Raw genomic sequence first — 25,963 nt, 5'->3', positions numbered from 1 at the left:
CTGCAGCAAAAACGCCGATCCAGACAGCCACAACCGACCAGTGTTGCCCGCGCCGAAAGGTCCGGCTTATGCTCCGTCAAATTTTCCAGACACAAAAATCAGGATGATGCGCATGAATGCCCGCGCCCAACACATTGCCTCCTATTACGCGGCCAGCAGCCTGCCGCAGCCTGATCATCCGGTGCTTACTGAGGATCTGGCGGCCGATGTGTGCGTGGTCGGCGGCGGGTTTTCCGGGCTGAACACGGCGCTTGAGCTGGCCGAACGCGGCTTCAGCGTGGTGCTGCTCGAGGCGCACAAGATGGGTTGGGGTGCCAGTGGCCGAAATGGCGGGCAGCTGATTCGTGGCGTCGGCCATGGTCTCGATCAGTTCGCCAGCGTGATCGGTGCAGACGGTGTGCGTCAGATGAAACTCATGGGCCTGGAAGCGGTGGAAATCGTCCGACAGCGCGTCGAGCGTTTTCAGATCCCTTGCGACCTGACGTGGGGCTACTGCGATCTCGCCAACAAACCCCGCGACCTGGAAGGCTTCGCCGAAGACGCCGAAGAACTGCGCAGCCTCGGCTACCGATACGAAACCCGCTTGTTGCAAGCCCACGAAATGCACTCAGTGGTGGGTTCCGACCGCTACGTCGGCGGCCTGATCGACATGGGTTCGGGCCATTTGCACCCACTGAATCTGGCACTGGGCGAAGCCGCCGCTGCGCAGCAATTGGGCGTCAAGCTGTTCGAACAGTCGGCAGTGACCCGCATCGACTACGGCCCGGAGGTGAAGGTCCATACGTCTCAGGGTTCGGTGCGCGCAAAGACTTTGGTGCTCGGTTGCAATGCCTACCTCAACCAGCTCAACCCGGAGCTCAGCGGCAAGGTGTTGCCCGCCGGCAGCTATATCATTGCTACCGAACCCTTGAGCGAAGAACAGGCGCACGAACTGCTGCCGCAGAACATGGCGGTGTGTGATCAACGAGTGGCGCTGGATTACTACCGGCTCTCGGCGGATCGACGCTTGCTGTTCGGTGGCGCTTGCCACTATTCGGGTCGCGACCCGAAGGACATCGCTGCGTACATGCGGCCGAAAATGCTGGATGTTTTTCCGCAACTGAGTGGGGTGAAAATCGATTATCAATGGGGCGGGATGATTGGCATTGGTGCTAACCGCCTGCCGCAGATCGGCCGGCTCAAGGATCAGCCGAACGTGTATTACGCCCAGGCTTATTCAGGTCACGGGGTGAATGCCACGCACCTGGCGGGCAAGTTGCTGGCCGAGGCGATCACTGGGCAGCAGAGTGGTGGGTTCGATCTGTTTGCCAAAGTGCCGCATATCACCTTCCCCGGCGGGAAGCATTTGCGCTCGCCGTTGTTGGCGTTGGGGATGTTGTGGCATCGGATGAAAGAGTTGGTCTGAAGAATTTTTGGCGCTCTTGCGGACGCCTTCGCGAGCAAGCCCGCTCCCACATTAGGTCTTCAGCGAACACAGATTGGGTGTTCGACGACGATCAAATGTGGGAGCGGGCTTGCTCGCGAATGGATCTAAAGAACACCCCAAAACTCAGACCCGCCAGAAAGGCTTAAGCCCCTCCTCCCGCGCCTGGTCAAGACTCAACCCGACATCCTTCAACTGCTCCGGCGTCAGCTCCAGTAACGCCTTGCGCGTGTGCAGACGATGCCAGAACAGATCCCAACGACCCAGGCCGGACGGCGCATTGCGCATGACCGCTTCCCGCGCACCGTTTTTTTGCCCTGCCGCCAGTTCCTGACTGCGTAACGTCAGCCGCACATCGCTCAAGCCGTTCATTTTGATTGCTCCTGTTTACTTGGGTAGCCAGAGCTTTCATGATGCGTGGGCGGCGAAAAGCATTACAGATTCAACTTGTCAGTATTAATTCCATACAGATTTCGCATTTTAACCTCTGAATCACAATTTTTTGCCTCATCTGTACTGGTCAACCGAATCATCCACATCGAGACTGCGCCATGACCCTCTACGTCAACCTCGCCGAATTGCTCGGTACGCGGATTGAACAGGGCTTCTATCGCCCCGGCGACCGGCTGCCGTCAGTGCGGGCATTGAGCGTCGAGCACGGCGTCAGTCTGAGTACGGTTCAACAAGCCTATCGGGTGCTTGAAGACAGCGGCCTGGCCATGCCGAAACCCAAGTCCGGCTACTTCGTTCCGGTCAGTCGTGAACTGCCGGAATTGCCCGCGATCGGTCGCCCGGCCCAACGTCCGGTGGATATTTCGCAGTGGGACCAGGTGCTGGAGCTGATTCGCGCTGTGCCGCGCAAGGACGTGGTGCAACTGGGCCGCGGCATGCCGGACATCACCACGCCGACCATGAAACCGTTGCTGCGCAACCTCGCCCGCATCAGCCGGCGGCAGGACATGCCCGGTCTGTATTACGACAACATTCATGGCACCCTGGAACTGCGTGAGCAGGTCGCGCGCTTGATGCTGGATTCCGGATGCCAACTGACCGCCAACGACCTGGTGATCACCACCGGCTGCCACGAAGCGCTCTCCACCAGCATTCGCTCGATCTGCGAGCCGGGCGACATCGTCGCCGTGGACTCGCCGAGCTTTCACGGCGCGATGCAGACGCTCAAGGGCCTGAACATGAAGGCTCTGGAAATCCCCACCGACCCGCTGACCGGGATCAGCCTCGATGCGCTGGAACTGGCCCTGGAACAATGGCCAATCAAGGCCATACAGTTGACGCCCAACTGCAACAACCCGCTGGGCTACATCATGCCGGAATCGCGCAAGCGTGCGTTGTTGACGCTCGCACAGCGTTTTGACGTGGCGATCATCGAAGACGATGTGTATGGCGAACTGGCCTACAACTACCCGCGACCACGCACGATAAAATCCTTCGACGAAGACGGCCGCGTCCTGCTCTGCAGTTCATTTTCCAAGACGCTCGCGCCGGGTTTGCGCATCGGTTGGGTTGCACCGGGCCGGTACCTGGAGCGGGTGCTGCACATGAAATACATCAGCACCGGCTCCACTGCGCCGCAACCGCAGATTGCCATCGCCGAATTCCTCAAGGCCGGTCACTTCGAGCCGCATTTGCGGCGGGTGCGTACGCAATACCAGCGCAATCGCGACCTGATGATCGATTGGGTCACCCGCTATTTCCCCGCCGGCACCCGCGCCAGTCGGCCGCAAGGCAGTTTCATGCTTTGGGTCGAACTGCCGGATGGTTTCGACACCCTGAAACTGAATCGCGCCTTACACGACCAAGGCGTACAGATTGCCGTCGGCAGCATCTTTTCTCCCTCAGGCAAGTACCGCAATTGCCTGCGAATGAACTACGCTGCCAAGCCAACACCACAGATCGAAGACGCGGTGCGCAAGGTCGGCGCCGCGGCAATCAAACTGCTGGCGGAAAATGACAGCCTCTGCGACTGACTTTTAACGGGATTTCAGCGTCCATATGCCGACACCTGCCGCCAATCGGAACGATCCTACGTGAGAGTCAGACAGCCCCTGCTCGTTCTTCTGCTACTCTCCTCGCTCCTGGGTGGTTGCGCCGGCTTCGACGTTCGGCGCGAACCGAGCCAGGCGCTGCCCGCCAGTGATTCGGCATTCGGTCGCTCGATCCAGGCCCAGGCCGCGCCCCATGAGGGCAAGTCCGGTTTTCGCCTGCTGTCCAATAGCGGCGAAGCCTTCATGGCCCGCGCCGAGTTGATCCGCAACGCCCAGAGCAGCCTCGACTTGCAGTACTACATCGTCCATGACGGCATCAGCACGCGCATGCTGGTGGACGAACTGCTCAAGGCGGCCGACCGTGGCGTGCGCGTAAGAATCCTGCTCGACGACACCACCAGCGACGGCCTCGACTGGATCATCGCCACGCTGGCGGCACACCCGCAGATCCAGATCCGCCTGTTCAACCCGTTGCACCTGGGTCGCAGCACTGGCGCGACCCGGACCATGGGCCGACTGTTGAACCTGTCGCTGCAACACCGACGCATGCACAACAAATTGTGGCTGGCCGACAATAGCGCTGCCATCGTCGGCGGCCGCAACCTGGGGGACGAATATTTCGATGCCGAGCCCAACCTGAATTTCACCGACATCGACATGCTCGGCGTCGGGCCGGTCGCCGAGCAGCTTGGCCACAGTTTCGACCAGTACTGGAACAGTGCGCTGAGCAAGCCGATCGATGAATTTCTGTCGAGCAAACCGTCGCAAAAGGACCTGCAAAATACCCGCACGCGCCTGGAAGAATCGCTGGAAGACACGCGAAAACAGAATCACGCGCTGTATCAACAATTGATGACGTACACCACAAACCCGCGCATGGACATCTGGCGCCGGGAGCTGATCTGGGCCTGGAACCAGGCCTTGTGGGACGCACCGAGCAAGGTCTTGTCGGACGGCGAGCCAGATCCGCAATTGCTGCTGACCACGCAATTGGCGCCTGAGCTCTCCGGGGTCAGCAAAGAGCTGATCATGATCTCGGCGTACTTCGTGCCGGGGCAGCCGGGGCTGGTTTACCTCACCGGCCGCGCCGATGCCGGGGTCTCCGTCAGCCTGCTGACCAACTCGCTGGAAGCCACCGACGTCCCGGCGGTGCATGGCGGTTACGCGCCCTATCGCCGGGCGCTACTGGAACATGGCGTGAAGTTGTACGAATTACGCCGCCAACCCGGTGAAGGCGGCGGCAGCGGACCGCATATTTTCTACAGCAAGTCCTATCGAGGCTCCGATTCGAGCCTGCACAGCAAAGCGATGATCTTCGACCAGCAGAAATCATTCATCGGCTCGTTCAACTTCGACCCGCGCTCGGTGTTGTGGAACACCGAAGTCGGGGTGCTGGTGGACAGTCCGGAACTCGCTGTCTATGTGCGCAAAGCGGCGCTGGAAGGTATGGCGCCGCCCCTGAGTTATCAGGTGAAGCTGGAAAACGACCGGATCGTCTGGGTGACTGAGGACGACGGCAAAATGCACACGCTGACCGAGGAGCCGGGAAGCTGGTGGCGCCATTTCAATGCGTGGATGAGTACCGCAGTGGGCCTGGAGCGGATGCTCTGACAGACAACACCCTCCGCTGTGGGAGCGGGCTTGCTCGCGAAAGTGGTGTGTCATCCGACGATGATGGCGACTGGCACACCGCTTTCGCGAGCAAGCCCGCTCCCACAGGGGGTCTGGTTGGCTGGCCCCTCGGCGTCAAGCCGGCTCGGCGACCGTACCGAATGCACCTTGGCGTGACAGCAAAATCACCAACCCGAACGCGCCGGCCGCCATCAGCAACGGCAACGCATGCCCGCTGATCCACTGACTGCCAGCCCCGGCAGCCAACGGCCCGACCAGACAACCAATGCCCCACAGCTGCGCGATATGCGCATTGGCGCGCACCAGCGCGTCGTCGCGATAACGTTCACCGATCAGGATCAGTGACAAGGTGAACAACCCCCCGGCACTGGCGCCAAACAGTACCCACAACGGCCAGATCAGCAACGTGTCGATCAACAACGGAATCGCCAGGCTCGAAAGCATCAGCACCACAGCGCAACCGGTGAACAACGTACGTCGCGACAAGCGATCCGCCAGCGCGCCGATCGGCAGTTGCAGCAGGGCATCACCGACCACCACCGTGCTGACCATCGCCAAGGCGATTTCCGTGGTAAAGCCCTGACGCAGACAATAGACCGGCAGCAAGGTCAGGATCATCGCTTCAAACGCGGCGAACAGCGCCACGCCCCAGGCAATCGCCGGCAGTCCTCGACAGAAGCCCCACAAGTCGCTGAAGGTCACGCTGCAAGCTTCACTGGTTGGCGCGCCGCTGCGGCCCAGCAGCAGAAACGGCGCCGCCGTGAGCAGCCCGACGCCGACCCAGAACCCATAATCATGTTCAGTGCCCAGAACCCCCAGCAGCAGCGGCCCGGCCAACTGACTCAGCGCATAGCTGCTGCCATACAGCGCCACCAGGCGCCCACGCCATTGCTCGACCACCAGCTGATTGATCCAGCTTTCGCCAAGAATGAAGACCAGTGTGAGGATCACACCAATCATCAATCGCAGCACCAGCCACACCGGATAGCTCGGCAACAGCGCCAGCAACCCGATGGATACCGCCCCGGCCCACAAGCACAGGCGCATCAGATTGGCCGTGCCGAGACGCGCCGCCAGATGGCTGGAGATTTTCGCACCCAGCAACACACCAATCGCCGGCATCGCCGCCATTACGCCAATGGCAAACGAACCGTAGCCCCAGCCTTCCAGGCGAAACGATACCAGCGGCATGCTGACGCCCAGGGCCAGGCCGACACTCAAGACAGACGCCAACACGGCGAAATAAGTCGCCCAACGCATGTTCCACGCTCCTGTGGATATTATTTTTCAGACAACACAAAACAAATGTGGGAGCGGGCTTGCTCGCGAAGAGGCCATCACATCCAACATCATCGTTGGCTGTTACGGCGCCTTCGCGAGCAAGCCCGCTCCCACAAGGGATCTGCGTCGTTCAGGAGCCCGGATTACCAACGGGCTCCTTCACTGGCTTACAACTTGATCCAGGTCGCCTTCAGCTCGGTGTACTTGTCGAACGCATGCAGCGATTTGTCGCGACCGTTGCCCGACTGCTTGAAGCCACCAAACGGCGCGGTCATGTCGCCGCCGTCGTACTGGTTGACCCACACGCTACCGGCGCGCAGCGCACGGGCGGTCAGGTGAGCCTTCGAGATGTCCTTGGTCCACACCGCAGCGGCCAAGCCGTACGGCGTGTCGTTGGCAATCGCGATGGCTTCTTCGGCGGTATCGAAAGCGATGACCGACAACACTGGGCCAAAGATTTCTTCCTGGGCGATTTTCATCGCGTTGCTGACGCCGTCGAAAATCGTCGGTTCAACGTAAGTACCCCCGGTTTCCTGCAGCGTGCGCTTGCCGCCAGCGACCAGTTTGGCGCCATCGGCGTGGCCGGACTCGATGTAGGACAGCACGGTGTTCATCTGCTGGGTATCGACCAGCGCGCCGACGTTGGTCGCCGGGTCCAGCGGATTGCCCGGCTTCCAGGTTTTCAGGGCCTCGATCACCAGCGGCAGGAAGGTGTCCTTGATCGAACGCTCGACCAGCAGACGCGAACCCGCGGTGCAAACTTCACCCTGGTTGAAGGCGATGGCACCGGCTGCCGCTTCGGCTGCGGCTTGCAGGTCCGGGGCATCGGCGAACACGATGTTCGGGCTCTTGCCGCCGGCTTCGAGCCAGACGCGTTTCATGTTCGACTCACCGGAGTAGATCAGCAGTTGCTTAGCGATCTTGGTCGAACCGGTGAACACCAGGGTATCCACGTCATTGTGCAGGGCCAGCGCCTTGCCGACGGTGTGACCGTAGCCCGGTAACACGTTCAGCACGCCTTTCGGAATGCCGGCTTCAACGGCCAGCGCAGCAATGCGGATGGCGGTCAGCGGCGATTTTTCGGACGGTTTGAGGATCACCGAGTTACCGGTAGACAGCGCCGGGCCGAGTTTCCAGCAGGCCATCATCAACGGGAAGTTCCACGGCACGATGGCGCCGACAACGCCGACCGGCTCGCGGGTCACCAGACCCAGCTGATCATGCGGGGTCGCGGCCACTTCGTCGTAGATCTTGTCGATGGCTTCGCCGCTCCAGCTCAAGGCTTGCGCCGCACCGGGAACGTCGATGTACAGGGAATCGCTGATGGGCTTGCCCATGTCGAGGGTTTCAAGCAGGGCCAGCTCTTCGGCGTGCTGTTTCAGCAGGCCGGCAAAACGGATCATGGTGGCTTTGCGTTTGGTCGGCGCCAGGCGCGACCAGACGCCGGAATTGAACGTGGCGCGAGCATTTTCAACAGCGCGCTGGGCATCGGCGGCGTCACAGCTGGCGATCTTGCCCAGCAGACGGCCATCGACCGGACTGATGCACTCGAAGGTCTCGCTGGAGACGGCATCGGTGTATTCGCCATTGATGTAGGCACGGCCTTCGATCTTCAGATCGCGAGCCCGTTGTTCCCAATCGGCACGAGTCAGGGTAGTCATTCGAGTGTCCTCCTCTTATTGAATACGAGCGCCCCGCGTTCTTCGCGGACGTCCCCAGGAATTCTGCCCGGCCAGCCTGCAATTCGGCCGAAGGCAACCGCCACCCTAAACCAGTGGCCGGGGTTGTTTCAATATATTTGACATAAGGTCGGTAAACGGCCTTGCGGTGTTCATTTTAATAAACATAGACTTTGGGCTTTTCTGCACCTTTCCAGCCACTCGCGCCACAATCACGGGGGATTACAACAATGAGCATCCAGAACATCGTCGACTTCAGCCAGGCCACTACCGAGCCCGAGCGCTACAGACCGGACCAGGCGAAAATCCTGAAGGGCGACCCGGAGCAGGTGGTTTACAACCACTACAACAGCCCGTGCGGCCAATTGAATGCAGGCGTTTGGGAAGGCGCCGTCGGGCAGTGGCATGTGAATTTCACAGAGCACGAATACTGCGAAATCGTCCAGGGCGTTTCAGTGCTGCGTGATAACGATGGCAACAGCAAAACTGTGCGTGCAGGTGATCGCTTCGTGATCCCGGCCGGGTTCCGCGGCACTTGGGAAGTGCTGGAAACGTGCCGCAAGATTTATGTGGCGTTTGAACAGAAGGCTTGAGGATTTTTGTTGTCTGGGCCGACGCTTTCGCGAGCAAGCCCGCTCCCACATTAGACCGCGATCCAATGTGGGAGCGGGCTTGCTCGCGAAGGGGCACTAACAGGCAACACATAACCCGCAGGCAACAAAAAAGGCCCGTATCTCGCGATACGGGCCTTTTTCGTAAGAGGGAAAAATCAATTACTTGATTTTGCCTTCCTTGTAGATCACGTGCTTGCGAACAACCGGATCAAATTTCTTGATCTCGATTTTGTCCGGAGTAGTGCGCTTGTTCTTGTCGGTAGTGTAGAAGTGACCAGTACCGGCGCTCGAAATCAAACGAATCAATTCACGCATGATTAGCTCCCTTAGATCTTGCCAGCGGCGCGGATTTCGGCCAGCACGACAGTGATGCCACGCTTGTCGATGATACGCATGCCTTTGGCAGATACGCGCAGACGCACGAAACGTTTCTCTTCTTCAACCCAGAAGCGGTGATGCTGCAGGTTCGGCAGGAAACGACGACGGGTTTTGTTGTTTGCGTGGGAAATGTTATTCCCAGTCACCGGACCCTTACCGGTAACTTGACATACTCTCGACATGCCTCAGCCCTCTAAAACCACATGCCCAACCCGGCATGGGTTGGCCGCTTAATCTCTCAGTCATTTGGCGCCAGGCGCCGCGTTTCTTTAGAGGTCTTACCGGCTACACCTACAGTGAAGGAACCGGGCCCCTAGAAAAGAGCGCTGCTTTATACCAGAAAGACTAGAGAGCAACAACATTCCGTGTGCACAGGCTTGATAAAAACCCTGCTTTTCTGGCTCCGAGTGCCTTGGATAAAGGCTATCGTCGATAAAGACCACTCGTCGCAGAAAATCGGCCAACCGGCCAATTCAGGGTTTTCCGCAGGCAGCGTTCACCGAAAACGATCGCACATAGTCCTCTTAAATTGAAAAAGGGGATAGTCATTTGCAAAAGAGCCCACTAGGGTAAGCCTTTTCCAGACTGCACTTGCAGATGGGCCTTCGTTCTGTAAAGGAATCCGACCATGCGCCTCGCTGCCCTACCGCTGTTGCTCGCCCCGCTTCTACTGAGCCCGCTCGCCCATGCTGCCGCCCTGAGCGTCTGCACCGAGGCCAGCCCGGAAGGGTTCGACGTGGTGCAATACAACTCGCTGACCACCACCAACGCCTCGGCCGACGTGCTGATGAACCGTTTGGTGGACTTCGACACGGCCAGCGGCAAAGTGGTCGCCGGCCTCGCGGACAGCTGGGAAGTCACCCCTGACGGCCTGACCTACGTGTTCAAGCTGCATCCGCAGGTGAAATTTCACCACACCGAATATTTCAGCCCGACGCGCAACCTGACCGCCGAAGACGTGAAATTCAGCTTCGACCGCATGCTCGACCCGGCCAACCCTTGGCACAAAGTGGCGCAGAGCGGCTTCCCGCACGCGCAATCGATGCAGTTGCCGGCGCTGATCAAGAAGATCGACGCGCTCGACCCGCTGACCGTGCGCTTCACCCTCGATCACCCGGACTCGACGTTCCTGCCGACCCTGAGCATGGGCTTCGCCTCGATCTACTCCGCCGAATACACCGACAAACTGCTGAAGGCCGGCACCCCGGAGAAGCTCAACAGCCAGCCGATCGGTACCGGGCCCTTTGTGTTCACGCGATTCCAGAAAGACGCTTCGATTCGCTACAAGGCCAACCCGGACTACTTCCGCGGCAAGCCTTCGGTGGACCCGCTGATCTTCGCCATCACCCCGGACGCCAACGTGCGCTTGCAGAAACTGCGCCGCAACGAGTGTCAGATCGCTCTGTCGCCCAAGCCACTGGACGTACAAGCCGCACTGAAAGAACCGACGTTGAAAGTGGAAAAGACCGACGCGTTCATGACTGCGTTCGTCGCCATCAACAGCCAGCATCCACCGCTGGACAAGCCTGAGGTGCGGCAAGCCATCAATCTCGCGTTTGACAAGGCCAGCTATGTCAAAGCCGTGTTCGAAGACACCGCCGAACCTGCCAACGGCCCATACCCGCCTAATACCTGGAGTTACGCCAAAGGCTTGCCCGGTTATACGTACGACGTTGAAAAGGCCAAGGCACTCATGGCTAAAGCCGGACTCAAGGACGGTTTCCAGACCACTATCTGGACCCGTCCTACCGGCAGCCTGCTGAACCCGAATCCAAGCCTCGGCGCGCAGATGCTGCAATCGGATCTCGCAGAGATCGGCATTCAAGCCGAGATACGCGTGATCGAATGGGGCGAAGTGATCCGTCGCGCCAAGGCCGGTGAACATGACCTGCTGTTCATGGGCTGGGCCGGCGACAATGGCGATCCGGACAACTTCCTCACACCGCAGTTTTCCTGTGCCGCGGTCAAGCCGGGCACCAACTTCGCCCGTTACTGCAACCAGGATCTGGACAAGCTGATCAGCGCCGGCAAGACCACGTCCGAGCAGGGTGTACGCACCAAGCTTTATGAACAGGCTCAGGCGCAGATTCAGCAGCAGGCGCTGTGGTTGCCGCTGGCCCACCCGACCGCCTTCGCGCTGATGCGCAAAGAAGTCGAGGGCTACGCGGTGAGCCCCTTCGGTCGTCAGGACTATTCCAAGGTCAACCTCAAGTAGCTGCCTCACCACAAAACCCTGTAGGAGCCGGCTTGCTGGCGATGGCGTCACCGCGGTTAATCAGCCACACCGCGTTGTCCGGATCGCCAGCAAGCCGGCTCCTACAGAGTGAGCGTTTATCCCGTCACATCCACCCATATTCAGCCATCGACAGCGGATCTCCGTCGCCGATGATGAAGTGGTCGAGTATTCGCACATCGATCAGGTCCAGCGCATCCTGGAGGCGTTTGGTCAATTTTCGATCAGCTTGGCTGGGGTCGGGATTGCCTGACGGATGATTATGGCAAAGGATCAAAGCTGCGGCGTTATGGGCCAAAGCGCGCTTGACCACCTGACGCGGATAAACGCTGGTGCAGTCGATAGATCCACGAAACAGTGATTCAAACGCCAGAACTCGATGCTTCGAGTCCAGAAACAGGCAGCCAAATACCTCATGAGGCTCGTGTCGCAGCATCGACTTGAGGTAATCACGCACAACCAGCGGATTCTCCAACACTGAACTGTGGCGCAAGCGTTCAGCCAGATGCCGACGGGCCATTTCCAACACCGCCTGCAACTGAGCGAATTTCGCCGGGCCGAGCCCTAATTGCCTGCTGAATGTTGCTTGATCGGCTTCCAGCAGCGAGCGCAGGCTGCCAAATTGACTCAATAAATGCCGCGCCAGATCCACCGCACTTTTGCCGGCCACCCCGGTGCGTAAAAATATCGCCAGCAGCTCTGCGTCCGAAAGGCTGGCCGAGCCCAACTCCAATAACCTCTCCCGCGGCCGCTCGGCCGCCGGCCAATCCCGAATACTCATAACACCTCCCTGGTCTGTGGGCGCCGCTGTTCCGTAGCGGTCGCTGTGATATCGTAGCCCATCTTTTTTGCGGGCGATTTCACTCCTGGGGAGGGGGGTTCGCTACGCAGTCATCAACGAAATGAAAGGCAGACCTATGCAGCGGCTGTATCGGAAACGCATCGTTCTGGGCGTCGGCGGCGGCATTGCTGCCTACAAGAGCGCCGATCTGGTTCGCCGCCTGATCGACCAGGGCGCCGAAGTGCGCGTGGTCATGACCCGTGGCGGCGCAGAGTTCATCACCCCGCTGACCATGCAGGCGTTGTCCGGCCACCCGGTTCATCTGGACCTGCTGGACCCGGCAGCCGAAGCCGCAATGGGCCACATCGAACTGGCCAAGTGGGCCGACATGGTGCTGATCGCCCCCGCCACTGCGGACCTGATCGCTCGTCTGGCCCAAGGCATTGCCGACGATCTGCTGACCACGCTGGTGCTGGCCACCGACGCCGTGGTTGCCGTTGCCCCGGCAATGAACCAGGCCATGTGGCGCGATCCGGCGACCCAAGCCAACCTGCAAACCCTTGAAAGCCGCGGCATCAAAGCCTTTGGCCCGGCCTCCGGCAGCCAGGCCTGCGGTGACGTTGGCCTGGGCCGCATGCTCGAAGCCGTCGAACTGGCCCAGTGCGCGGCAGACTGCTTCCAGCGTAAGGCACTGACCGGCAAACACGTGCTGATCACCGCCGGCCCGACCCAGGAAAACATCGACCCGGTGCGCTACATCACCAACCACAGCTCCGGAAAAATGGGCTTTGCCCTGGCCGAAGCGGCGGTTGAAGCCGGCGCCCGTGTCACCCTGATCACCGGCCCGGTGCACCTGCCGACCCCGGATCGCGTCACGCGCATCGACGTGGTCAGCGCCCGCGACATGCTGGCTGCCTGCGAAGCCGCGATCCCTTGCGACCTGTTCATTGCCTCCGCAGCGGTCGCGGACTACCGCCCGGAAGTCGTTGCCCCACAGAAACTCAAGAAAGACCCTACGAACGGCGACGGCTTGTTGCTACAAATGGTGCGCAACCCAGACATCCTGGCCACCATTGCCACACGCCCCGACCGTCCGTTCAGTGTCGGTTTCGCCGCCGAAACCGAACACCTGCTCGACTACGCTGCGCGCAAGTTGAAAGACAAGAACCTCGATTTGATCGTCGCCAACGACGTCGCCAACCCGAGCATTGGCTTCAACAGCGAAGAAAACGCCTGCAGCGTGATCGATCGCGAGCTACACGCCACACTTTTCGCCCAGACCAGCAAGAGCAAGATTGCTCGCCAGCTGATCACTTTTATCGCCGAACGTCTGAACCAGGTTTAATTTACATGCACGCTTTGCAAGCCAAGATCCTCGACCCCCGCATCGGTACCGAATTTCCGCTGCCGCAGTACGCCACGCCAGGCTCCGCCGGCCTCGACCTGCGCGCCATGCTGGAAAAAGACACCGTGATCAAGCCGGGTGAAACCGTGCTGATCCCGACCGGTCTGTCCGTTTACATCGGCGATCCAGGTTTGGCCGCGCTGATTCTGCCGCGCTCCGGCCTGGGTCATAAGCACGGCATCGTGCTGGGCAACCTGGTCGGCCTGATCGACTCCGATTACCAGGGTCCGCTGATGGTGTCGTGCTGGAACCGTGGCCAGACCGATTTCAACATGGTGGTCGGCGAGCGTTTGGCCCAACTGATTTTGGTTCCCGTGGTTCAAGCGCACTTCGAGATGGTCGAAGAATTCGTTGAAACCCAACGCGGCACGGGCGGTTTCGGCCACTCCGGCAGCCATTGATCCGATAGATGTCCTCCCTGCAGGAGCTGCCGAAGGCTGCGATCTTTTGATCTTGGAATCGAAAATCAAAAGATCGCAGCCTTCGGCAGCTCCTGCAGGGAAAGCGGGAGCCAAGCGCTCTCGCGACAAATTGCACAGCCGTCATCTGGAAGGTTTACTACTGGAAAACAAGGCATTGGCCCGTCAAATGCTAAGTGAAACCGGTGTCATGGCCTTTTCGCACCACGAACTCTCTGTGGAAAACGCCGTCATACCCTTCAGTTCGAACCCGCCGAAGCGTTCTTCGCGTGCAGGTCCAGCCACTTTCGAGATGGAGCATTCCTACAGATGAACACCCCAGCCCAAGTCGCACCCACGTTTCCCGACAGCATTTTCCGCGCCTATGACATTCGCGGTACCGTCCCGGAATTTCTGAACGCTGAGACCGCTTACTGGCTCGGTCGCGCCATCGGCGCCCAAAGCCTGGCCCAGGACGAACCCAACGTCTCTGTTGGCCGCGACGGCCGCCTGTCCGGCCCGGAGCTGGTCGAGCAACTGATCAAAGGCTTGGCCGACGCCGGTTGCCATGTCAGTGATGTGGGCCTGGTGCCAACGCCGGCGCTGTATTACGCCGCGAACGTACTGGCCGGCAAATCGGGCGTGATGCTGACCGGCAGCCACAACCCGTCGAACTACAACGGTTTCAAGATCGTCATCGCCGGCGATACCTTGGCCAACGAACAAATCCAGGCCTTGCACGACCGCCTCAAGACCAACGACCTGAGCAGTGGCAAGGGCAGCATCACCAAAGTAGAAATCCTTGACCGCTACAACACAGAAATCGTCCAGGACATCAAACTCGCTCGTCGCCTCAAAGTCGTGGTCGACTGCGGCAACGGCGCGGCCGGCGTGATCGCCCCACAACTGATCGAAGCGCTGAACTGCGAAGTCATCCCGCTGTTCTGCGACGTCGACGGCAACTTCCCGAACCACCACCCGGACCCGGGCAAGCCTGAAAACCTTGTCGACCTGATCGCCAAGGTCAAGGAAACCAACGCCGACATCGGCCTGGCCTTTGACGGCGACGGCGACCGCGTTGGCGTGGTGACCAACACCGGCAGCATCGTCTATCCGGACCGCCTGCTGATGCTGTTCGCCCGTGACGTGGTGGCGCGCAACCCGGACGCGGAAATCATCTTCGACGTCAAATGCACCCGTCGCCTGACACCGCTGATCAAGGAATACGGCGGTCGCCCGTTAATGTGGAAGACCGGTCACTCGCTGATCAAAAAGAAAATGAAACAGACCGGCGCGCTGTTGGCCGGCGAAATGAGTGGGCACATTTTCTTCAAGGAACGCTGGTTCGGTTTCGACGATGGCATTTACAGCGCCGCACGGCTGCTGGAAATCCTCAGCAAGGAAAAATCCACCGCGGAAGAGCTGTTTGCGACCTTCCCGAATGATATTTCTACGCCGGAAATCAATATCCATGTGACCGAAGAGAGCAAATTCAGCATCATTGATGCATTGCACGACGCGAAGTGGGGCGAAGGCGCCGACCTGACCACCATCGACGGCGTGCGAGTCGACTATGCCAAAGGCTGGGGCCTGGTGCGCGCGTCCAACACCACACCGGTGCTGGTGCTGCGCTTCGAGGCCGATGACGAGGCTGAATTGCAGCGCATCAAGGACGTTTTCAAAGTCCAGTTGAAACGTGTTGCACCTGATCTCCAACTACCGTTCTGATTCACCCGGAGCCCTGAATGACCCTCGAACGCGAAGCCGCCGCCAACACCGCCAAGGTCCTGTCCGAAGCGCTGCCTTACATCCGCCGCTATGTCGGCAAGACGCTGGTGATCAAATACGGCGGCAACGCGATGGAAAGCGAGGAGCTGAAAACCGGCTTCGCCCGCGACATCGTGCTGATGAAAGCCGTCGGGATTAACCCGGTGGTGGTTCACGGCGGCGGCCCGCAAATCGGCGACTTGCTCAAACGACTGTCGATCGAGAGTCACTTCATCGATGGCATGCGCGTGACTGACGCACAGACCATGGACGTGGTGGAAATGGTCCTCGGCGGCCAGGTGAACAAGGACATCGTCAACCTGATCAACCGTCATGGCGGCAGCGCCATCGGCCTGACCGGTAAAGACGCCGGGCTGATTCGTGCGAAAAAACTGACCGTCACCCGCCAGACCCCGGAGATGACCCAACCGGAAATCATCGACATCGGTCAGGTGGGCGAAGTGGTCGGGATCAACACCGAGCTGCTGAACCTGCTGGTCAAAGGCAACTTCATCCCGGTGATCGCGCCAATCGGCGTCGGCGAGAACGGCGAGTCGTACAACATCAATGCTGACCTGGTGGCCGGCAAGGTCGCCGAAGCGCTGAAAGCCGAGAAGCTGATGCTGCTGACCAACATCGCCGGCCTGATGGACAAGTCGGGCACGGTCCTGACCGGCCTGAGTACCCAGCAAGTCGACGACCTGATTGCCGACGGTACGATCTACGGCGGCATGCTGCCCAAGATCCGTTGCGCGCTGGAGGCGGTTCAGGGCGGCGTGGGCAGCTCGTTGATCATCGATGGTCGGGTGCCGAATGCGATTCTGCTGGAAATCTTCACCGACACCGGCGTTGGTACTTTGATCAGTAACCGCAAGCGTCACTGATTCAAGAACGTCAAAGATCGCAGCCTTCAGCAGCACCTACGGATGTAAGAATATTCCGTAGGAGCTGACGAAGCCTGCGATCTTTTTTATGCGCGAAGGAAATGCCTGACCTGATTAAGCGAAACTTCCGACATCCCGCCAGCATCCATCCGCTTAGGATCTTCCGTGAATCCACTGGAGATCATCCCCATGCAAAAAGACCACGTCCCCTACGGCAGCGATGTATCAGCAGGCACTTACGAGTGCGCAGACTGCGGACGCGAATACACCAATCAGTCGAAGACTTCACTTCCGCCGTGCCCGGACTTCAAACCAGACACCCACACCCTCAATGGCTGGAAAATCCTGACAGGCCAAGGTGACGCCGTCGAAGATCCGTACCCGAACGAGCCTTCCAAGTAACCACGGGGGAAAAAGTCAGGCGTACTGGCCAGGAAACGCAGCCGCAAAACCGTACGGAACGTATTGTTCGGCTGCGCCCTGCCGCTGACGAGTGCATTCATGACGCTCTTTTACGTCAACTTGCCTGCCTCGGTGAACAGGCGTCAGAAATAAAAAAGCCCCGCCCGGATGATCCGGACGGGGCTTTTTTATTTATACGCAACTCGTTGTGCCTGACATGCCGTGTGGCATTGATCGCCAGCAAGCCGGCTCCTACAGGGTCATACGCCGAATTGGGCGCGGTAGGCTTCTACGGCTGGCAGGTGTTGCTTGAGCTGCGGATCGTCAGCCAGGAATTCCAGCACCTGATTCAGCGAAACAATGCTGATCACCGGAATGCCGAAGTCACGCTCCACTTCCTGGATCGCCGACAACTCGCCGTTGCCACGCTCTTGACGGTTCAGGGCGATCAGCACGCCCGCCGCCTTGGCGCCTTCCTGGGAAGCGATAATCTGCATCACTTCGCGGATCGCAGTGCCAGCGGTGATCACGTCATCGATGATCAGCACTTCGCCGGTCAATGGCGCGCCAACCAGGCTGCCGCCTTCGCCATGGGCCTTGGCCTCTTTACGGTTGAAGCACCATGGCAAATCACGGTTGTGATGTTCAGCCAAAGCCACTGCTGTCGTCGCCGCCAACGGAATGCCTTTGTAGGCCGGGCCGAACAGAACGTCGAACGAAATGCCGCTTTCGACGATGGCCGCCGCATAGAATCGACCCAGCTGCGCCAGGGCGGAACCCGAGTTGAACAGGCCGGCATTGAAGAAGTATGGACTGGTGCGCCCGGACTTCAGGGTGAACTCACCGAAGCGCAAAACGCCGCGATCGATGGCAAAACGAATGAAATCGCGCTGATACGCTTGCATGAAAAAAACCCCAAATACCACGGATTTAGCTAATTAGGTTGACGCCGTGTATCATACACGCACGCGATTTTTGGGGCCATTTATGCGGATCATCAGTGTGAACGTCAATGGTATTCAGGCTGCAGTGGAGCGAGGTTTGCTCAGTTGGCTGCAAGCACAGAATGCCGACGTCATCTGCCTGCAGGACACCCGCGCCTCCGCCTTTGAACTGGACGATCCAGCTTTCCAACTGGATGGCTACTTCCTTTATGCCTGCGAAGCCGAAGTTCCCGCCCAAGGTGGCGTGGCTTTGTATTCGCGGCTGCAACCGAAGGCAGTCATCAGCGGTCTCGGCTTCGAGACAGCCGACCGCTACGGGCGCTACCTGCAAGCCGATTTCGACAAGGTCAGCATCGCGACCTTGCTGCTCCCTTCGGGGCAGAACGGCGATGAAGACTTGAACCAGAAGTTCAAGCTAATGGACGACTTCGCCCGTTATCTGGATAAACAGCGGCGCAAACGTCGCGAGTACATTTACTGTGGCTCGCTGTACGTGGCGCAACAGAAGCTGGATATCAAGAACTGGCGCGACAGCCAGCAATCCCCGGGCTTCCTGGCACCTGAGCGTGCCTGGATGGACGAGATTGTCGGTAACATGGGTTATGTCGATGCCCTGCGCGAAGTGAGCCGTGAAGGTGACCAGTACAGCTGGTGGCCGGACAACGAACAGGCTGAGATGCTCAACCTGGGCTGGCGCTTCGATTACCAGATACTGACCCCGGGCCTGCGCCGCTTTGTACGCAGTGCGCGCTTGCCACGTCAGCCACGGTTCTCGCAGCATGCTCCGCTGATCGTGGATTATGACTGGACGCTGACCATTTAATTTGTACTGGTCAGTTAAAGAAAATGCCCGTATCGCAAGATACGGGCATTTTTCTTATGGACTATCCCCTCAAGCAGCTGCGAAAAACGGTAGTGCAAGGTACAACTTGATCACGACGACATTAATGATGTCGATGAAGAAAGCACCCACCATTGGCACCACCAGGAACGCTATCTGCGAAGGTCCGTAACGTTGTGTCACCGCTTGCATGTTGGCAATGGCAGTTGGTGTTGCACCTAGTCCGAAACCGCAGTGCCCTGCCGCCAGAACCGCCGCGTCGTAGTTGCTGCCCATCATTCTGAAGGTCACGAAAATCGCGAATAGCGCCATGACCAACGCTTGCGCAGCCAGGATGATGAAGATCGGCAAAGCCAGAGCTGCCAGATCCCACAGCTTGAGCGACATCAGGGCGATCGCCAGAAACAGCGATAAGCTGACATTCCCCAACACGGAAACTTCACGCTCAAACACCTGATACAAGCCAAGCGCTGAAAGCCCGTTCCGTAAAATCACCCCCACGAACAAGACGCAAACGAACGTCGGCAGCTCAAGTGCAGTTCCGTGAAGCTGGCCATTCAAGAGGGAGCCAGCCATCAGACTGACGGCGATCAGGGCGAGTGTCTCGATAAACGAAAATGGCGTGATCGAGCGCTCTTTGTTGGGCTGTTCAAAGCCCTTCGGCAGCCTCGGCTTGTCTTGCTCAAGGCCGGGCGCCTGGACGCGTTTGATTAGCAAGCGAGCGACCGGACCACCAATCAAACCACCCAGCACCAAGCCAAAGGTCGCAGAGGCCAGAGCGAGTTCAGAGGCGGAAGCCAGACCGTACTTTTCACTGAACGTCGATCCCCACGCAGCGCCTGTACCGTGACCGCCAGACAATGTAATCGAACCCGTCAACAAGCCCATCAACGGATCAAGCCCCAACGCCGTCGCCAGCCCAATGCCCATGGCATTCTGAACCACCAAAAGCCCGATGACCGCCAGCAGGAAAATCCCGACTACGCGTCCGCCCTTCTTCAGACTTGCGAAATCTGCACTCAAGCCAATGGTGGCAAAAAAAGCCAGCATCAAGGGCGTCTGCAGGGAAGTATCAAAGCGGACTTCAATATCCAGCCCCCGCAACGCCAAGAGAACCAGGGCGACGACAAGACCACCGGCTACTGGCTCAGGGATATTGTAGGCACGTAAAAAACCAACTCGTGCAACCAGCCCGCGCCCCAGTAACAGCACTAACGAGGCGGCCACAAGTGTTCCGTAAAAATCGAGCTGAATCATAGGCATTGTTCTTTGATATGTATTCAGGGGCGAACTTTTTACCTGGACACGCCACTTGAACAGGTTGATCTTCTCAACACTGACTTGCTTTAAATTCAAGGACCTTCAATGGTCTGAATATATCGAAATATTTCTGAAGGAATATTACTTGGGGCAACTTTATCAACCGCGAAGTCTCATTGCCAAGCTCATACACCGCGCTGAGGCTGTGTAGTTGTGACTAGACGTGTAGGAAAAAATTGTACAAGTGAGAATCTGAACAGTGGCTTAGGCTGTCAGGCATTCAGCTTTTAGGGCGAGGGAAAGTTCTAACTTTTAAAAAGAAAATTCCTACAAGGCAGGGTAATTAATTACAAGTTTCGGTGAACTGCGTTTTGCACAAAGCCTGATGACTGTCGATATTGTCATGCGCACTGATACTTCAATGTGGGAGCGGGCTTGCTCGCGAAAACGGTGTGTCATCCGACGACGATGTCGACTGACATACCGCTTTCGCGAGCAAGCCCGCTCCCACACGAGTTACACACTGCTCGCTACTTGATCAACCGCCACGTGAACGGATACCGGTACGGCACACCCTCATTGGCTTTCACGCCCGCAATGATCGTCAACACCAACGCACCAATCGCCACCAGACCAAACAGGAAAAACCCGATGATCACCACCATCAGCAAGAAGCAGATGGCGGAGGCAATGGCGACGGTGATCTGGAAGTTCAGCGCCTCCTTGCCCTGCGCATCGACAAACGGGTCCATCTCGCGCTTCATCTGCCAGAGAATCAGCGGGCCGATCAGCGTACCGAACGGAATCCATATCCCCAGCAAGGCGGACAGGTGACAAAACATCGCCCACTGCCGAACTTCTTTGCTCGGGACGGGAAGCAGCTCTTGCTCGTCACTCATGATGTCCTCCTTGCCTGGATTGGTTCCGGTCAGTCGGCCAGTGCAGCCTTCTGCAGTTCGAAGATTTCGCTCATGCCTTTCTTCGCCAATTCCAGCATAGCGGTCAACTCTTCAGGCTGGAACGGCGCGCCTTCGGCAGTGCCCTGGACTTCGATGAAGCCACCGGTGCTGGTCATGACCACGTTCAGGTCGGTCTCGGCAGCCGAGTCTTCCAGGTAGTCGAGGTCGAGCACAGGTTCGCCCTGATACATGCCGACCGAAACGGCCGCGATCATTTGCTTGAGCGGGTCGCCACCTTTCAGGCCGCCACGCTTCTTGATCACTTTCAAGGCGTCGACCAGCGCAACCATGGCGCCGGTGATGGACGCGGTGCGGGTGCCGCCATCTGCCTGGATCACATCGCAGTCGACGTACAGGGTGACGTCGCCCAGCTTGGACATGTCCAGCGAAGCGCGCAGCGAACGACCGATCAGACGCTGGATTTCCAGGGTCCGGCCGCCTTGCTTGCCGCGACTTGCTTCACGCTGGTTACGCTCGCCGGTGGCGCGCGGCAGCATGCCGTATTCGGCAGTCAACCAACCCTGGCCCTGGCCTTTGAGGAAACGCGGTACGCCGTTTTCGACGCTGACGGTGCAGATGACTTTGGTATCACCGAACTCGACCAGTACGGATCCCTCGGCGTGTTTGGTGTAGTTGCGGGTAATGCGGATCGAGCGGAGCTGATCGGCAGCGCGACCACTTGGACGTTTCATAGGGAATACCTGTACGGGGGACGGAAAACTGCCGAGCATTATAGAGCCGCGCGTCGAGCCTGGGCACTTCTAAAAAATCCGCCCGACGATTGAAGGCCCTGGCTTGAGCCTGGAACAGCGCCTAACCGACGGCCTGCAGCCCTTTGTCACACCGTGTGTTTGGGCGCATCCGCCCCACTGCGCTACAATCCTGCGCCTTTGCTGCCTCTTGGCTTTAATTCATATAGATCGGGTCTGCGAAACCTTTGGTAACGCATGAACCTGCATTGCGAGGTACCTCCATGGTGCACAGCATGACCGCCTTCGCCCGCGTCGAAAAAGCCGGCGCCCAAGGCACCCTGAGCTGGGAATTGCGCTCGGTCAACAGCCGCTACCTGGAACCGCACTTGCGCCTGCCCGAGTCGTTTCGCGACCTCGAAGGCGCGGTCCGCGAGGCACTGCGTCAGGGCATCTCCCGAGGCAAACTCGAGTGCACCCTGCGCTTCACCGAAGAAAACACCGACAAACCCCTGCAAGTGGATCGCGAGCGCGCCGCGCAACTGGTTGCAGCCGCCGAGACCATCGCCAGCCTGATCAAGAATCCGGCGGCGCTGAACCCGCTGGAAGTGTTGGCCTGGCCCGGCGTACTGGTCGGCGACGCCACCGACCCGCAAGCCTTGAATGCCGAAGCTCTGTCACTGTTCAACGAAGGCCTGAAAGAACTCAAGGCCGGTCGCGAGCGCGAAGGCGCGGAGCTGGCACGGTTGATCGATGATCGCCTGACCTCCATTGAAGAAGACGTGGTGACCCTGCGCGAACTGGTCCCGCAGATGCTTGCCACCCAGCGCCAGAAAGTCCTCGACCGCTTCGCCGACATGAAAGCCGAGATGGACCCGCAACGCCTGGAACAGGAAATGGTCATGCTCGCTCAGAAGAGCGACGTCGCCGAAGAACTGGATCGCCTGAGCACTCACATCATCGAAGTTCGCCGGGTGCTCAAGTCCGGTGGCGCTGCCGGTCGGCGCCTGGACTTCCTGATGCAGGAACTCAACCGCGAAGCCAACACACTGGGCTCCAAAGCCTTCGACCCGCGCAGCACACAGGCAGCGGTCAACCTCAAAGTGTTGATCGAGCAGATGCGCGAACAAGTGCAGAATATTGAGTAAGGCAAACCCGACATGACCCACAGCACCGGCACCCTGTACATCATTTCCGCCCCTTCGGGCGCGGGCAAGAGCAGCCTGGTCAAGGCCTTGACCGACACCAACCCGGAGATCCGCGTATCGATTTCCCACACCACCCGTGCCATGCGCCCGGGTGAAGTAGACGGCGTGAACTACCACTTCGTGAGCCGCGAAGCCTTTGTGAAGATGGGCGAACACGGCGATTTTCTGGAACGCGCCGAAGTATTCGGCAACTTCTACGGCACCTCGCAAAGCCATCTGCAGCAAACGCTGGACGAAGGTCACGACCTGATTCTGGAAATCGATTGGCAAGGCGCCGAACAAGTGCGAAAGCTGATGCCTCAGGCGCGTTCGATCTTCATTCTGCCGCCATCGCTGCAAGCCTTGCACCAGCGCCTGACCCACCGTGGCCAGGACAGCGACGAGATCATTGCTGGCCGGATGCGTGAAGCCGTCAACGAAATGAGCCACTATGTCGAGTACGACTACCTGATCATCAATGACGATTTCTCCCACGCACTGGATGACCTGAAGGCGATTTTCCGTGCCAATCAATTGCAACAGAAGCGCCAACAGGTGCGTTTCGGCATGTTGCTGGCTGAATTGCTGGGCTGAAACAGCTCTTCCCAAAACCGCTGCAAGGGCTTTACATTGGTACTTGCAGCGCGTTGAAGGGCCTGGTCAAAAAATCAGCGCTTCCCTAATCGCTGGTGATTTTTTAAACTGTTGAGTCCGCTCGCCCAACCGGGCAGCGCGCATATTGCATTCGCTCCGAGGAATACCATGGCCCGCGTAACCGTTGAAGATTGCCTAGAACACGTGGAAAACCGCTTTGAGCTGGTCATGCTCTCTACCAAGCGTGCCCGTCAACTGGCCACCGGCGGCAAAGAGCCCCTGGTTCAGTGGGAAAACGACAAGCCTACCGTCGTAGCGCTGCGTGAAATCGCTGAAGGCCTGATGAGCTACGAGTTCATCGCCAATGCTGAAATCGTCGAAGACGAACCGCTGTTCGCAGCGTTCGAGGACGAGTCCAACGAGGCCGTCTAAGCCATGCCTGGTCGACGTAGCACGGCGCGGGGTCACAGCGAACGGCAGGTTTCATCATGCCGAGCATAGACGCCCTCGCCGATCGCTTATCGACCTACCTCGGCAAGGACCAGGTCAATCTGGTCCGCCGAGCGTACTTCTACGCCGAACAAGCTCACGACGGCCAACGCCGCCGTAGCGGTGAGGCGTACGTCACGCATCCTCTTGCGGTGGCGAATATTCTTGCCGACATGCACATGGACCATCAGAGCTTGATGGCTGCGATGCTGCATGACGTGATCGAAGACACCGGTATCGCCAAGGAAGCGCTGCAAGCGCAGTTCGGCGAAACCGTGGCCGAACTGGTCGATGGCGTCAGCAAGCTGACCCAGATGAACTTCGAGACCAAAGCCGAAGCCCAGGCCGAAAACTTCCAGAAAATGGCCATGGCCATGGCGCGCGATATTCGCGTGATCCTGGTCAAGCTCGCCGACCGCCTGCACAACATGCGCACGCTGGAAGTCCTGTCTGGCGAAAAACGCCGACGGATCGCCAAAGAAACCCTGGAAATCTATGCGCCCATCGCCAACCGGCTGGGCATGCACGCCATCCGCATAGAATTCGAAGACCTCGGCTTCAAGGCGATGCACCCGATGCGCTCCGCGCGGATCAACCAGGCGGTCAAGCGCGCCCGGGGCAACCGCAAGGAAATCGTCAACAAGATCGAAGAGTCCCTCAGCCACTGCCTGGCCATCGACGGCATTCAGGGCGAGGTCAGCGGTCGTCAGAAACACCTCTACGGCATCTACAAGAAAATGCGCGGCAAGCGTCGGGCCTTCAACGAGATCATGGACGTCTACGCGTTCCGGATCATCGTCGACAAGGTCGATACCTGCTATCGCGTGCTGGGTGCTGTGCATAATTTGTACAAACCGTTGCCGGGTCGCTTCAAGGATTACATCGCGATCCCCAAGGCCAACGGCTATCAGTCGCTGCACACCACGCTGTTCGGCATGCACGGTGTTCCGATCGAAATCCAGATCCGCACCCGCGAAATGGAAGAGATGGCCAACAACGGCATCGCCGCCCATTGGCTGTACAAATCCAGCGGTGACGAGCAGCCCAAAGGCACTCACGCCCGCGCCCGCCAGTGGGTCAAAGGCGTGCTGGAGATGCAGCAACGCGCCGGCAACTCGCTGGAATTCATCGAGAGCGTGAAGATCGACCTGTTCCCGGACGAGGTCTACGTGTTCACACCCAAAGGCCGGATCATGGAGCTGCCCAAAGGCTCCACGGCGGTCGATTTCGCTTACGCGGTCCACACAGACGTCGGCAACAGCTGCATTGCCTGTCGGATCAATCGTCGCCTCGCACCGCTGTCCGAACCGCTGCAAAGCGGCTCCACGGTCGAGATCGTCAGCGCACCCGGTGCGCGGCCAAACCCGGCGTGGCTCAATTTCGTGGTCACCGGCAAGGCGCGGACCCATATCCGCCATGCGCTGAAACTGCAACGCCGCTCCGAATCCATCAGCCTGGGCGAACGCCTGCTGAACAAAGTGCTGAATGGCTTCGACAGCTCGCTGGAAAAAGTCCCGGCCGAGCGCGTCAAGGCGATGCTCACCGAGTACCGCCTCGAACTGATCGAAGACCTGCTCGAAGACATCGGCCTGGGCAATCGCATGGCTTACGTGGTCGCCCGCCGCCTGCTCGGCGAAGGGGAACAATTGCCAAGCGCGGAAGGGCCGTTGGCGATTCGCGGCACCGAAGGCCTGGTCCTCAGTTACGCCAAATGCTGCACACCGATCCCGGGCGACCCGATTGTCGGTCATTTGTCCGCGGGTAAAGGCATGGTCGTGCACCTGGACAACTGCCGCAACATCAGCGAAATCCGCCACAACCCGGAAAAATGCATCCAGCTCTCGTGGGCCAAGGATGTCACCGGCGAATTCAACGTCGAGCTGCGCGTCGAGCTGGAACATCAGCGCGGCTTGATCGCTCTGTTGGCCAGCAGCGTCAACGCGGCCGACGGCAATATCGAAAAAATCAGCATGGACGAACGCGACGGTCGCATCAGCGTGGTCCAACTGGTGGTCAGCGTGCACGACCGCGTGCATCTGGCCCGCGTGATCAAGAAACTGCGCGCACTGACCGGGGTGATTCGCATCACCCGCATGCGTGCCTAAGCCAACCTATTACAA

Annotated in this window: 24 protein-coding genes and 1 pseudogene; 15 read left to right on the top strand and 10 right to left on the bottom strand. The window is 59.0% G+C overall.

The features are described from left to right. The first annotated feature begins 112 nt into the window (after positions 1 to 112). Positions 113 to 1,405: an NAD(P)/FAD-dependent oxidoreductase gene (locus PMI01S_RS02025; RefSeq protein ID WP_084317781.1), complete on the top strand. Its 1,293-nt coding sequence runs from the start codon at positions 113 to 115 to the stop codon at positions 1,403 to 1,405. Positions 1,406 to 1,549: 144 nt separating this feature from the next. Here the strand turns inward: PMI01S_RS02025 and PMI01S_RS02020 are convergent, their stop codons facing one another. Next, the gene (locus tag PMI01S_RS02020) at positions 1,550 to 1,795 is read right to left on the bottom strand and encodes a DUF1127 domain-containing protein (protein ID WP_084317780.1); all 246 of its coding nucleotides are present in this window, start codon (positions 1,793 to 1,795) and stop codon (positions 1,550 to 1,552) included. A gap of 179 nt (positions 1,796 to 1,974) precedes the next feature. Between PMI01S_RS02020 and PMI01S_RS02015 the strand changes: the two genes are divergently transcribed. Both PMI01S_RS02015 and PMI01S_RS02010 read left to right on the top strand, forming a co-directional pair. Further along, positions 1,975 to 3,408 carry an aminotransferase-like domain-containing protein gene (locus PMI01S_RS02015; RefSeq protein WP_084317779.1) on the top strand — a complete coding sequence of 478 codons (1,434 nt, stop codon included), beginning with the start codon at positions 1,975 to 1,977 and terminating at the stop codon, positions 3,406 to 3,408. Positions 3,409 to 3,468: 60 nt separating this feature from the next. After that, complete coding sequence (locus PMI01S_RS02010) at positions 3,469 to 5,037, top strand: phospholipase D family protein (RefSeq protein WP_084317778.1); 1,569 nt, start codon at positions 3,469 to 3,471, stop codon at positions 5,035 to 5,037. Positions 5,038 to 5,172: 135 nt separating this feature from the next. On the opposite strand, the gene PMI01S_RS02005 is transcribed toward PMI01S_RS02010, so the two are convergent. Beyond that, positions 5,173 to 6,318 (bottom strand): MFS transporter, encoded by a 1,146-nt coding sequence (locus tag PMI01S_RS02005; protein WP_084317777.1) that lies wholly within the window; start codon positions 6,316 to 6,318, stop codon positions 5,173 to 5,175. Positions 6,319 to 6,506: 188 nt separating this feature from the next. Then, positions 6,507 to 8,000 (bottom strand): aldehyde dehydrogenase, encoded by a 1,494-nt coding sequence (locus tag PMI01S_RS02000; RefSeq protein ID WP_084317776.1) that lies wholly within the window; start codon positions 7,998 to 8,000, stop codon positions 6,507 to 6,509. Between the two features lie 248 nt (positions 8,001 to 8,248). Here PMI01S_RS02000 and PMI01S_RS01995 point away from each other — a divergent pair, with 248 nt between their 5' ends. Beyond that, the gene (locus PMI01S_RS01995; protein WP_084317775.1) at positions 8,249 to 8,611 is read left to right on the top strand and encodes a cupin domain-containing protein; all 363 of its coding nucleotides are present in this window, start codon (positions 8,249 to 8,251) and stop codon (positions 8,609 to 8,611) included. 180 nt (positions 8,612 to 8,791) lie between these two features. Here the strand turns inward: PMI01S_RS01995 and rpmG are convergent, their stop codons facing one another. Both rpmG and rpmB read right to left on the bottom strand, forming a co-directional pair. Further along, on the bottom strand, positions 8,792 to 8,947 hold the full coding sequence (gene rpmG, locus PMI01S_RS01990; RefSeq protein ID WP_007894709.1) for a 50S ribosomal protein L33: 156 nt from the start codon (positions 8,945 to 8,947) through the stop codon (positions 8,792 to 8,794). Positions 8,948 to 8,958: 11 nt separating this feature from the next. Beyond that, on the bottom strand, positions 8,959 to 9,192 hold the full coding sequence (gene rpmB, locus PMI01S_RS01985) for a 50S ribosomal protein L28 (RefSeq protein ID WP_003176907.1): 234 nt from the start codon (positions 9,190 to 9,192) through the stop codon (positions 8,959 to 8,961). A gap of 446 nt (positions 9,193 to 9,638) precedes the next feature. On the opposite strand from rpmB, the gene PMI01S_RS01980 reads away from it, so the two are divergent. Next, a complete protein-coding gene (locus PMI01S_RS01980; RefSeq protein WP_084317774.1) occupies positions 9,639 to 11,225 on the top strand; it encodes an ABC transporter substrate-binding protein in 1,587 nt (528 codons plus the stop codon). Between the two features lie 124 nt (positions 11,226 to 11,349). Here the strand turns inward: PMI01S_RS01980 and radC are convergent, their stop codons facing one another. Further along, on the bottom strand, positions 11,350 to 12,024 hold the full coding sequence (radC, locus tag PMI01S_RS01975) for a RadC family protein (RefSeq protein ID WP_084317773.1): 675 nt from the start codon (positions 12,022 to 12,024) through the stop codon (positions 11,350 to 11,352). A gap of 136 nt (positions 12,025 to 12,160) precedes the next feature. Here radC and coaBC point away from each other — a divergent pair, with 136 nt between their 5' ends. The 5 genes and pseudogenes from coaBC to PMI01S_RS01945 all read left to right on the top strand — a co-directional run bounded on the left by coaBC (position 12,161) and on the right by PMI01S_RS01945 (position 16,880). Further along, a complete protein-coding gene (coaBC, locus tag PMI01S_RS01970) occupies positions 12,161 to 13,369 on the top strand; it encodes a bifunctional phosphopantothenoylcysteine decarboxylase/phosphopantothenate--cysteine ligase CoaBC (RefSeq protein ID WP_084317772.1) in 1,209 nt (402 codons plus the stop codon). A 5-nt stretch (positions 13,370 to 13,374) separates the two neighbouring features. Then, the gene (dut, locus tag PMI01S_RS01965; protein ID WP_084317771.1) at positions 13,375 to 13,830 is read left to right on the top strand and encodes a dUTP diphosphatase; all 456 of its coding nucleotides are present in this window, start codon (positions 13,375 to 13,377) and stop codon (positions 13,828 to 13,830) included. Positions 13,831 to 14,178: 348 nt separating this feature from the next. Beyond that, positions 14,179 to 15,555: pseudogene (locus tag PMI01S_RS01955) on the top strand (phosphomannomutase/phosphoglucomutase); the annotation flags it as partial. A 17-nt stretch (positions 15,556 to 15,572) separates the two neighbouring features. Further along, positions 15,573 to 16,478 carry an acetylglutamate kinase gene (gene argB, locus PMI01S_RS01950; protein WP_084317769.1) on the top strand — a complete coding sequence of 302 codons (906 nt, stop codon included), beginning with the start codon at positions 15,573 to 15,575 and terminating at the stop codon, positions 16,476 to 16,478. Positions 16,479 to 16,667: 189 nt separating this feature from the next. Next, a complete protein-coding gene (locus PMI01S_RS01945) occupies positions 16,668 to 16,880 on the top strand; it encodes a hypothetical protein (RefSeq protein ID WP_084317768.1) in 213 nt (70 codons plus the stop codon). Positions 16,881 to 17,140: 260 nt separating this feature from the next. Here the strand turns inward: PMI01S_RS01945 and pyrE are convergent, their stop codons facing one another. Beyond that, entirely contained in the window at positions 17,141 to 17,785 is a 645-nt protein-coding gene (pyrE, locus tag PMI01S_RS01940) for an orotate phosphoribosyltransferase (protein WP_084317767.1), read from the bottom strand. A gap of 82 nt (positions 17,786 to 17,867) precedes the next feature. Here pyrE and crc point away from each other — a divergent pair, with 82 nt between their 5' ends. After that, positions 17,868 to 18,647, top strand: a complete 780-nt coding sequence (gene crc / locus PMI01S_RS01935; protein WP_008030595.1) for a catabolite repression control protein Crc — start codon at positions 17,868 to 17,870, stop codon at positions 18,645 to 18,647. 69 nt (positions 18,648 to 18,716) lie between these two features. On the opposite strand, the gene gltS is transcribed toward crc, so the two are convergent. The 3 genes from gltS to rph all read right to left on the bottom strand — a co-directional run bounded on the left by gltS (position 18,717) and on the right by rph (position 21,576). Continuing rightward, complete coding sequence (gene gltS, locus PMI01S_RS01930) at positions 18,717 to 19,922, bottom strand: sodium/glutamate symporter (RefSeq protein ID WP_084317766.1); 1,206 nt, start codon at positions 19,920 to 19,922, stop codon at positions 18,717 to 18,719. Between the two features lie 533 nt (positions 19,923 to 20,455). Further along, positions 20,456 to 20,824, bottom strand: a complete 369-nt coding sequence (locus tag PMI01S_RS01925) for a DUF4870 domain-containing protein (protein WP_084317765.1) — start codon at positions 20,822 to 20,824, stop codon at positions 20,456 to 20,458. Between the two features lie 29 nt (positions 20,825 to 20,853). Beyond that, positions 20,854 to 21,576, bottom strand: coding sequence for a ribonuclease PH (gene rph, locus PMI01S_RS01920; RefSeq protein ID WP_084317764.1), 723 nt, complete (start codon positions 21,574 to 21,576; stop codon positions 20,854 to 20,856). A 281-nt stretch (positions 21,577 to 21,857) separates the two neighbouring features. Here rph and PMI01S_RS01915 point away from each other — a divergent pair, with 281 nt between their 5' ends. From PMI01S_RS01915 to spoT, 4 genes are all read left to right on the top strand, one after another. Further along, positions 21,858 to 22,721: a YicC/YloC family endoribonuclease gene (locus tag PMI01S_RS01915; RefSeq protein WP_084317763.1), complete on the top strand. Its 864-nt coding sequence runs from the start codon at positions 21,858 to 21,860 to the stop codon at positions 22,719 to 22,721. A gap of 12 nt (positions 22,722 to 22,733) precedes the next feature. After that, the gene (gene gmk, locus PMI01S_RS01910) at positions 22,734 to 23,354 is read left to right on the top strand and encodes a guanylate kinase (RefSeq protein ID WP_017341488.1); all 621 of its coding nucleotides are present in this window, start codon (positions 22,734 to 22,736) and stop codon (positions 23,352 to 23,354) included. Positions 23,355 to 23,522: 168 nt separating this feature from the next. Further along, positions 23,523 to 23,786, top strand: a complete 264-nt coding sequence (gene rpoZ / locus PMI01S_RS01905) for a DNA-directed RNA polymerase subunit omega (RefSeq protein WP_003177259.1) — start codon at positions 23,523 to 23,525, stop codon at positions 23,784 to 23,786. A gap of 56 nt (positions 23,787 to 23,842) precedes the next feature. Further along, the gene (gene spoT / locus PMI01S_RS01900; RefSeq protein WP_084317762.1) at positions 23,843 to 25,948 is read left to right on the top strand and encodes a bifunctional GTP diphosphokinase/guanosine-3',5'-bis pyrophosphate 3'-pyrophosphohydrolase; all 2,106 of its coding nucleotides are present in this window, start codon (positions 23,843 to 23,845) and stop codon (positions 25,946 to 25,948) included. The last annotated feature ends 15 nt before the right edge of the window (positions 25,949 to 25,963 follow it).

The organism is Pseudomonas migulae NBRC 103157, from assembly GCF_002091715.1.
Taxonomy (GTDB): domain Bacteria; phylum Pseudomonadota; class Gammaproteobacteria; order Pseudomonadales; family Pseudomonadaceae; genus Aquipseudomonas; species Aquipseudomonas migulae_A.
This window is presented reverse-complemented; position numbering and strand designations above follow the sequence as displayed.

What these genes read in the sequence shown, in the direction of transcription:
- PMI01S_RS02025 (WP_084317781.1), top strand. Translation starts at nt 113, where the DNA reads ATGAATGCCCGCGCCCAACACATTGCCTCCTATTACGCGGCCAGCAGC.
- PMI01S_RS02020 (WP_084317780.1), bottom strand. Translation starts at nt 1,795, where the DNA reads ATGAACGGCTTGAGCGATGTGCGGCTGACGTTACGCAGTCAGGAACTG.
- PMI01S_RS02015 (WP_084317779.1), top strand. Translation starts at nt 1,975, where the DNA reads ATGACCCTCTACGTCAACCTCGCCGAATTGCTCGGTACGCGGATTGAA.
- PMI01S_RS02005 (WP_084317777.1), bottom strand. Translation starts at nt 6,318, where the DNA reads ATGCGTTGGGCGACTTATTTCGCCGTGTTGGCGTCTGTCTTGAGTGTC.
- PMI01S_RS02000 (WP_084317776.1), bottom strand. Translation starts at nt 8,000, where the DNA reads ATGACTACCCTGACTCGTGCCGATTGGGAACAACGGGCTCGCGATCTG.
- PMI01S_RS01995 (WP_084317775.1), top strand. Translation starts at nt 8,249, where the DNA reads ATGAGCATCCAGAACATCGTCGACTTCAGCCAGGCCACTACCGAGCCC.
- rpmG (WP_007894709.1), bottom strand. Translation starts at nt 8,947, where the DNA reads ATGCGTGAATTGATTCGTTTGATTTCGAGCGCCGGTACTGGTCACTTC.
- rpmB (WP_003176907.1), bottom strand. Translation starts at nt 9,192, where the DNA reads ATGTCGAGAGTATGTCAAGTTACCGGTAAGGGTCCGGTGACTGGGAAT.
- PMI01S_RS01980 (WP_084317774.1), top strand. Translation starts at nt 9,639, where the DNA reads ATGCGCCTCGCTGCCCTACCGCTGTTGCTCGCCCCGCTTCTACTGAGC.
- radC (WP_084317773.1), bottom strand. Translation starts at nt 12,024, where the DNA reads ATGAGTATTCGGGATTGGCCGGCGGCCGAGCGGCCGCGGGAGAGGTTA.
- coaBC (WP_084317772.1), top strand. Translation starts at nt 12,161, where the DNA reads ATGCAGCGGCTGTATCGGAAACGCATCGTTCTGGGCGTCGGCGGCGGC.
- dut (WP_084317771.1), top strand. Translation starts at nt 13,375, where the DNA reads ATGCACGCTTTGCAAGCCAAGATCCTCGACCCCCGCATCGGTACCGAA.
- argB (WP_084317769.1), top strand. Translation starts at nt 15,573, where the DNA reads ATGACCCTCGAACGCGAAGCCGCCGCCAACACCGCCAAGGTCCTGTCC.
- PMI01S_RS01945 (WP_084317768.1), top strand. Translation starts at nt 16,668, where the DNA reads ATGCAAAAAGACCACGTCCCCTACGGCAGCGATGTATCAGCAGGCACT.
- pyrE (WP_084317767.1), bottom strand. Translation starts at nt 17,785, where the DNA reads ATGCAAGCGTATCAGCGCGATTTCATTCGTTTTGCCATCGATCGCGGC.
- crc (WP_008030595.1), top strand. Translation starts at nt 17,868, where the DNA reads ATGCGGATCATCAGTGTGAACGTCAATGGTATTCAGGCTGCAGTGGAG.
- gltS (WP_084317766.1), bottom strand. Translation starts at nt 19,922, where the DNA reads ATGATTCAGCTCGATTTTTACGGAACACTTGTGGCCGCCTCGTTAGTG.
- PMI01S_RS01925 (WP_084317765.1), bottom strand. Translation starts at nt 20,824, where the DNA reads ATGAGTGACGAGCAAGAGCTGCTTCCCGTCCCGAGCAAAGAAGTTCGG.
- rph (WP_084317764.1), bottom strand. Translation starts at nt 21,576, where the DNA reads ATGAAACGTCCAAGTGGTCGCGCTGCCGATCAGCTCCGCTCGATCCGC.
- PMI01S_RS01915 (WP_084317763.1), top strand. Translation starts at nt 21,858, where the DNA reads ATGGTGCACAGCATGACCGCCTTCGCCCGCGTCGAAAAAGCCGGCGCC.
- gmk (WP_017341488.1), top strand. Translation starts at nt 22,734, where the DNA reads ATGACCCACAGCACCGGCACCCTGTACATCATTTCCGCCCCTTCGGGC.
- rpoZ (WP_003177259.1), top strand. Translation starts at nt 23,523, where the DNA reads ATGGCCCGCGTAACCGTTGAAGATTGCCTAGAACACGTGGAAAACCGC.
- spoT (WP_084317762.1), top strand. Translation starts at nt 23,843, where the DNA reads ATGCCGAGCATAGACGCCCTCGCCGATCGCTTATCGACCTACCTCGGC.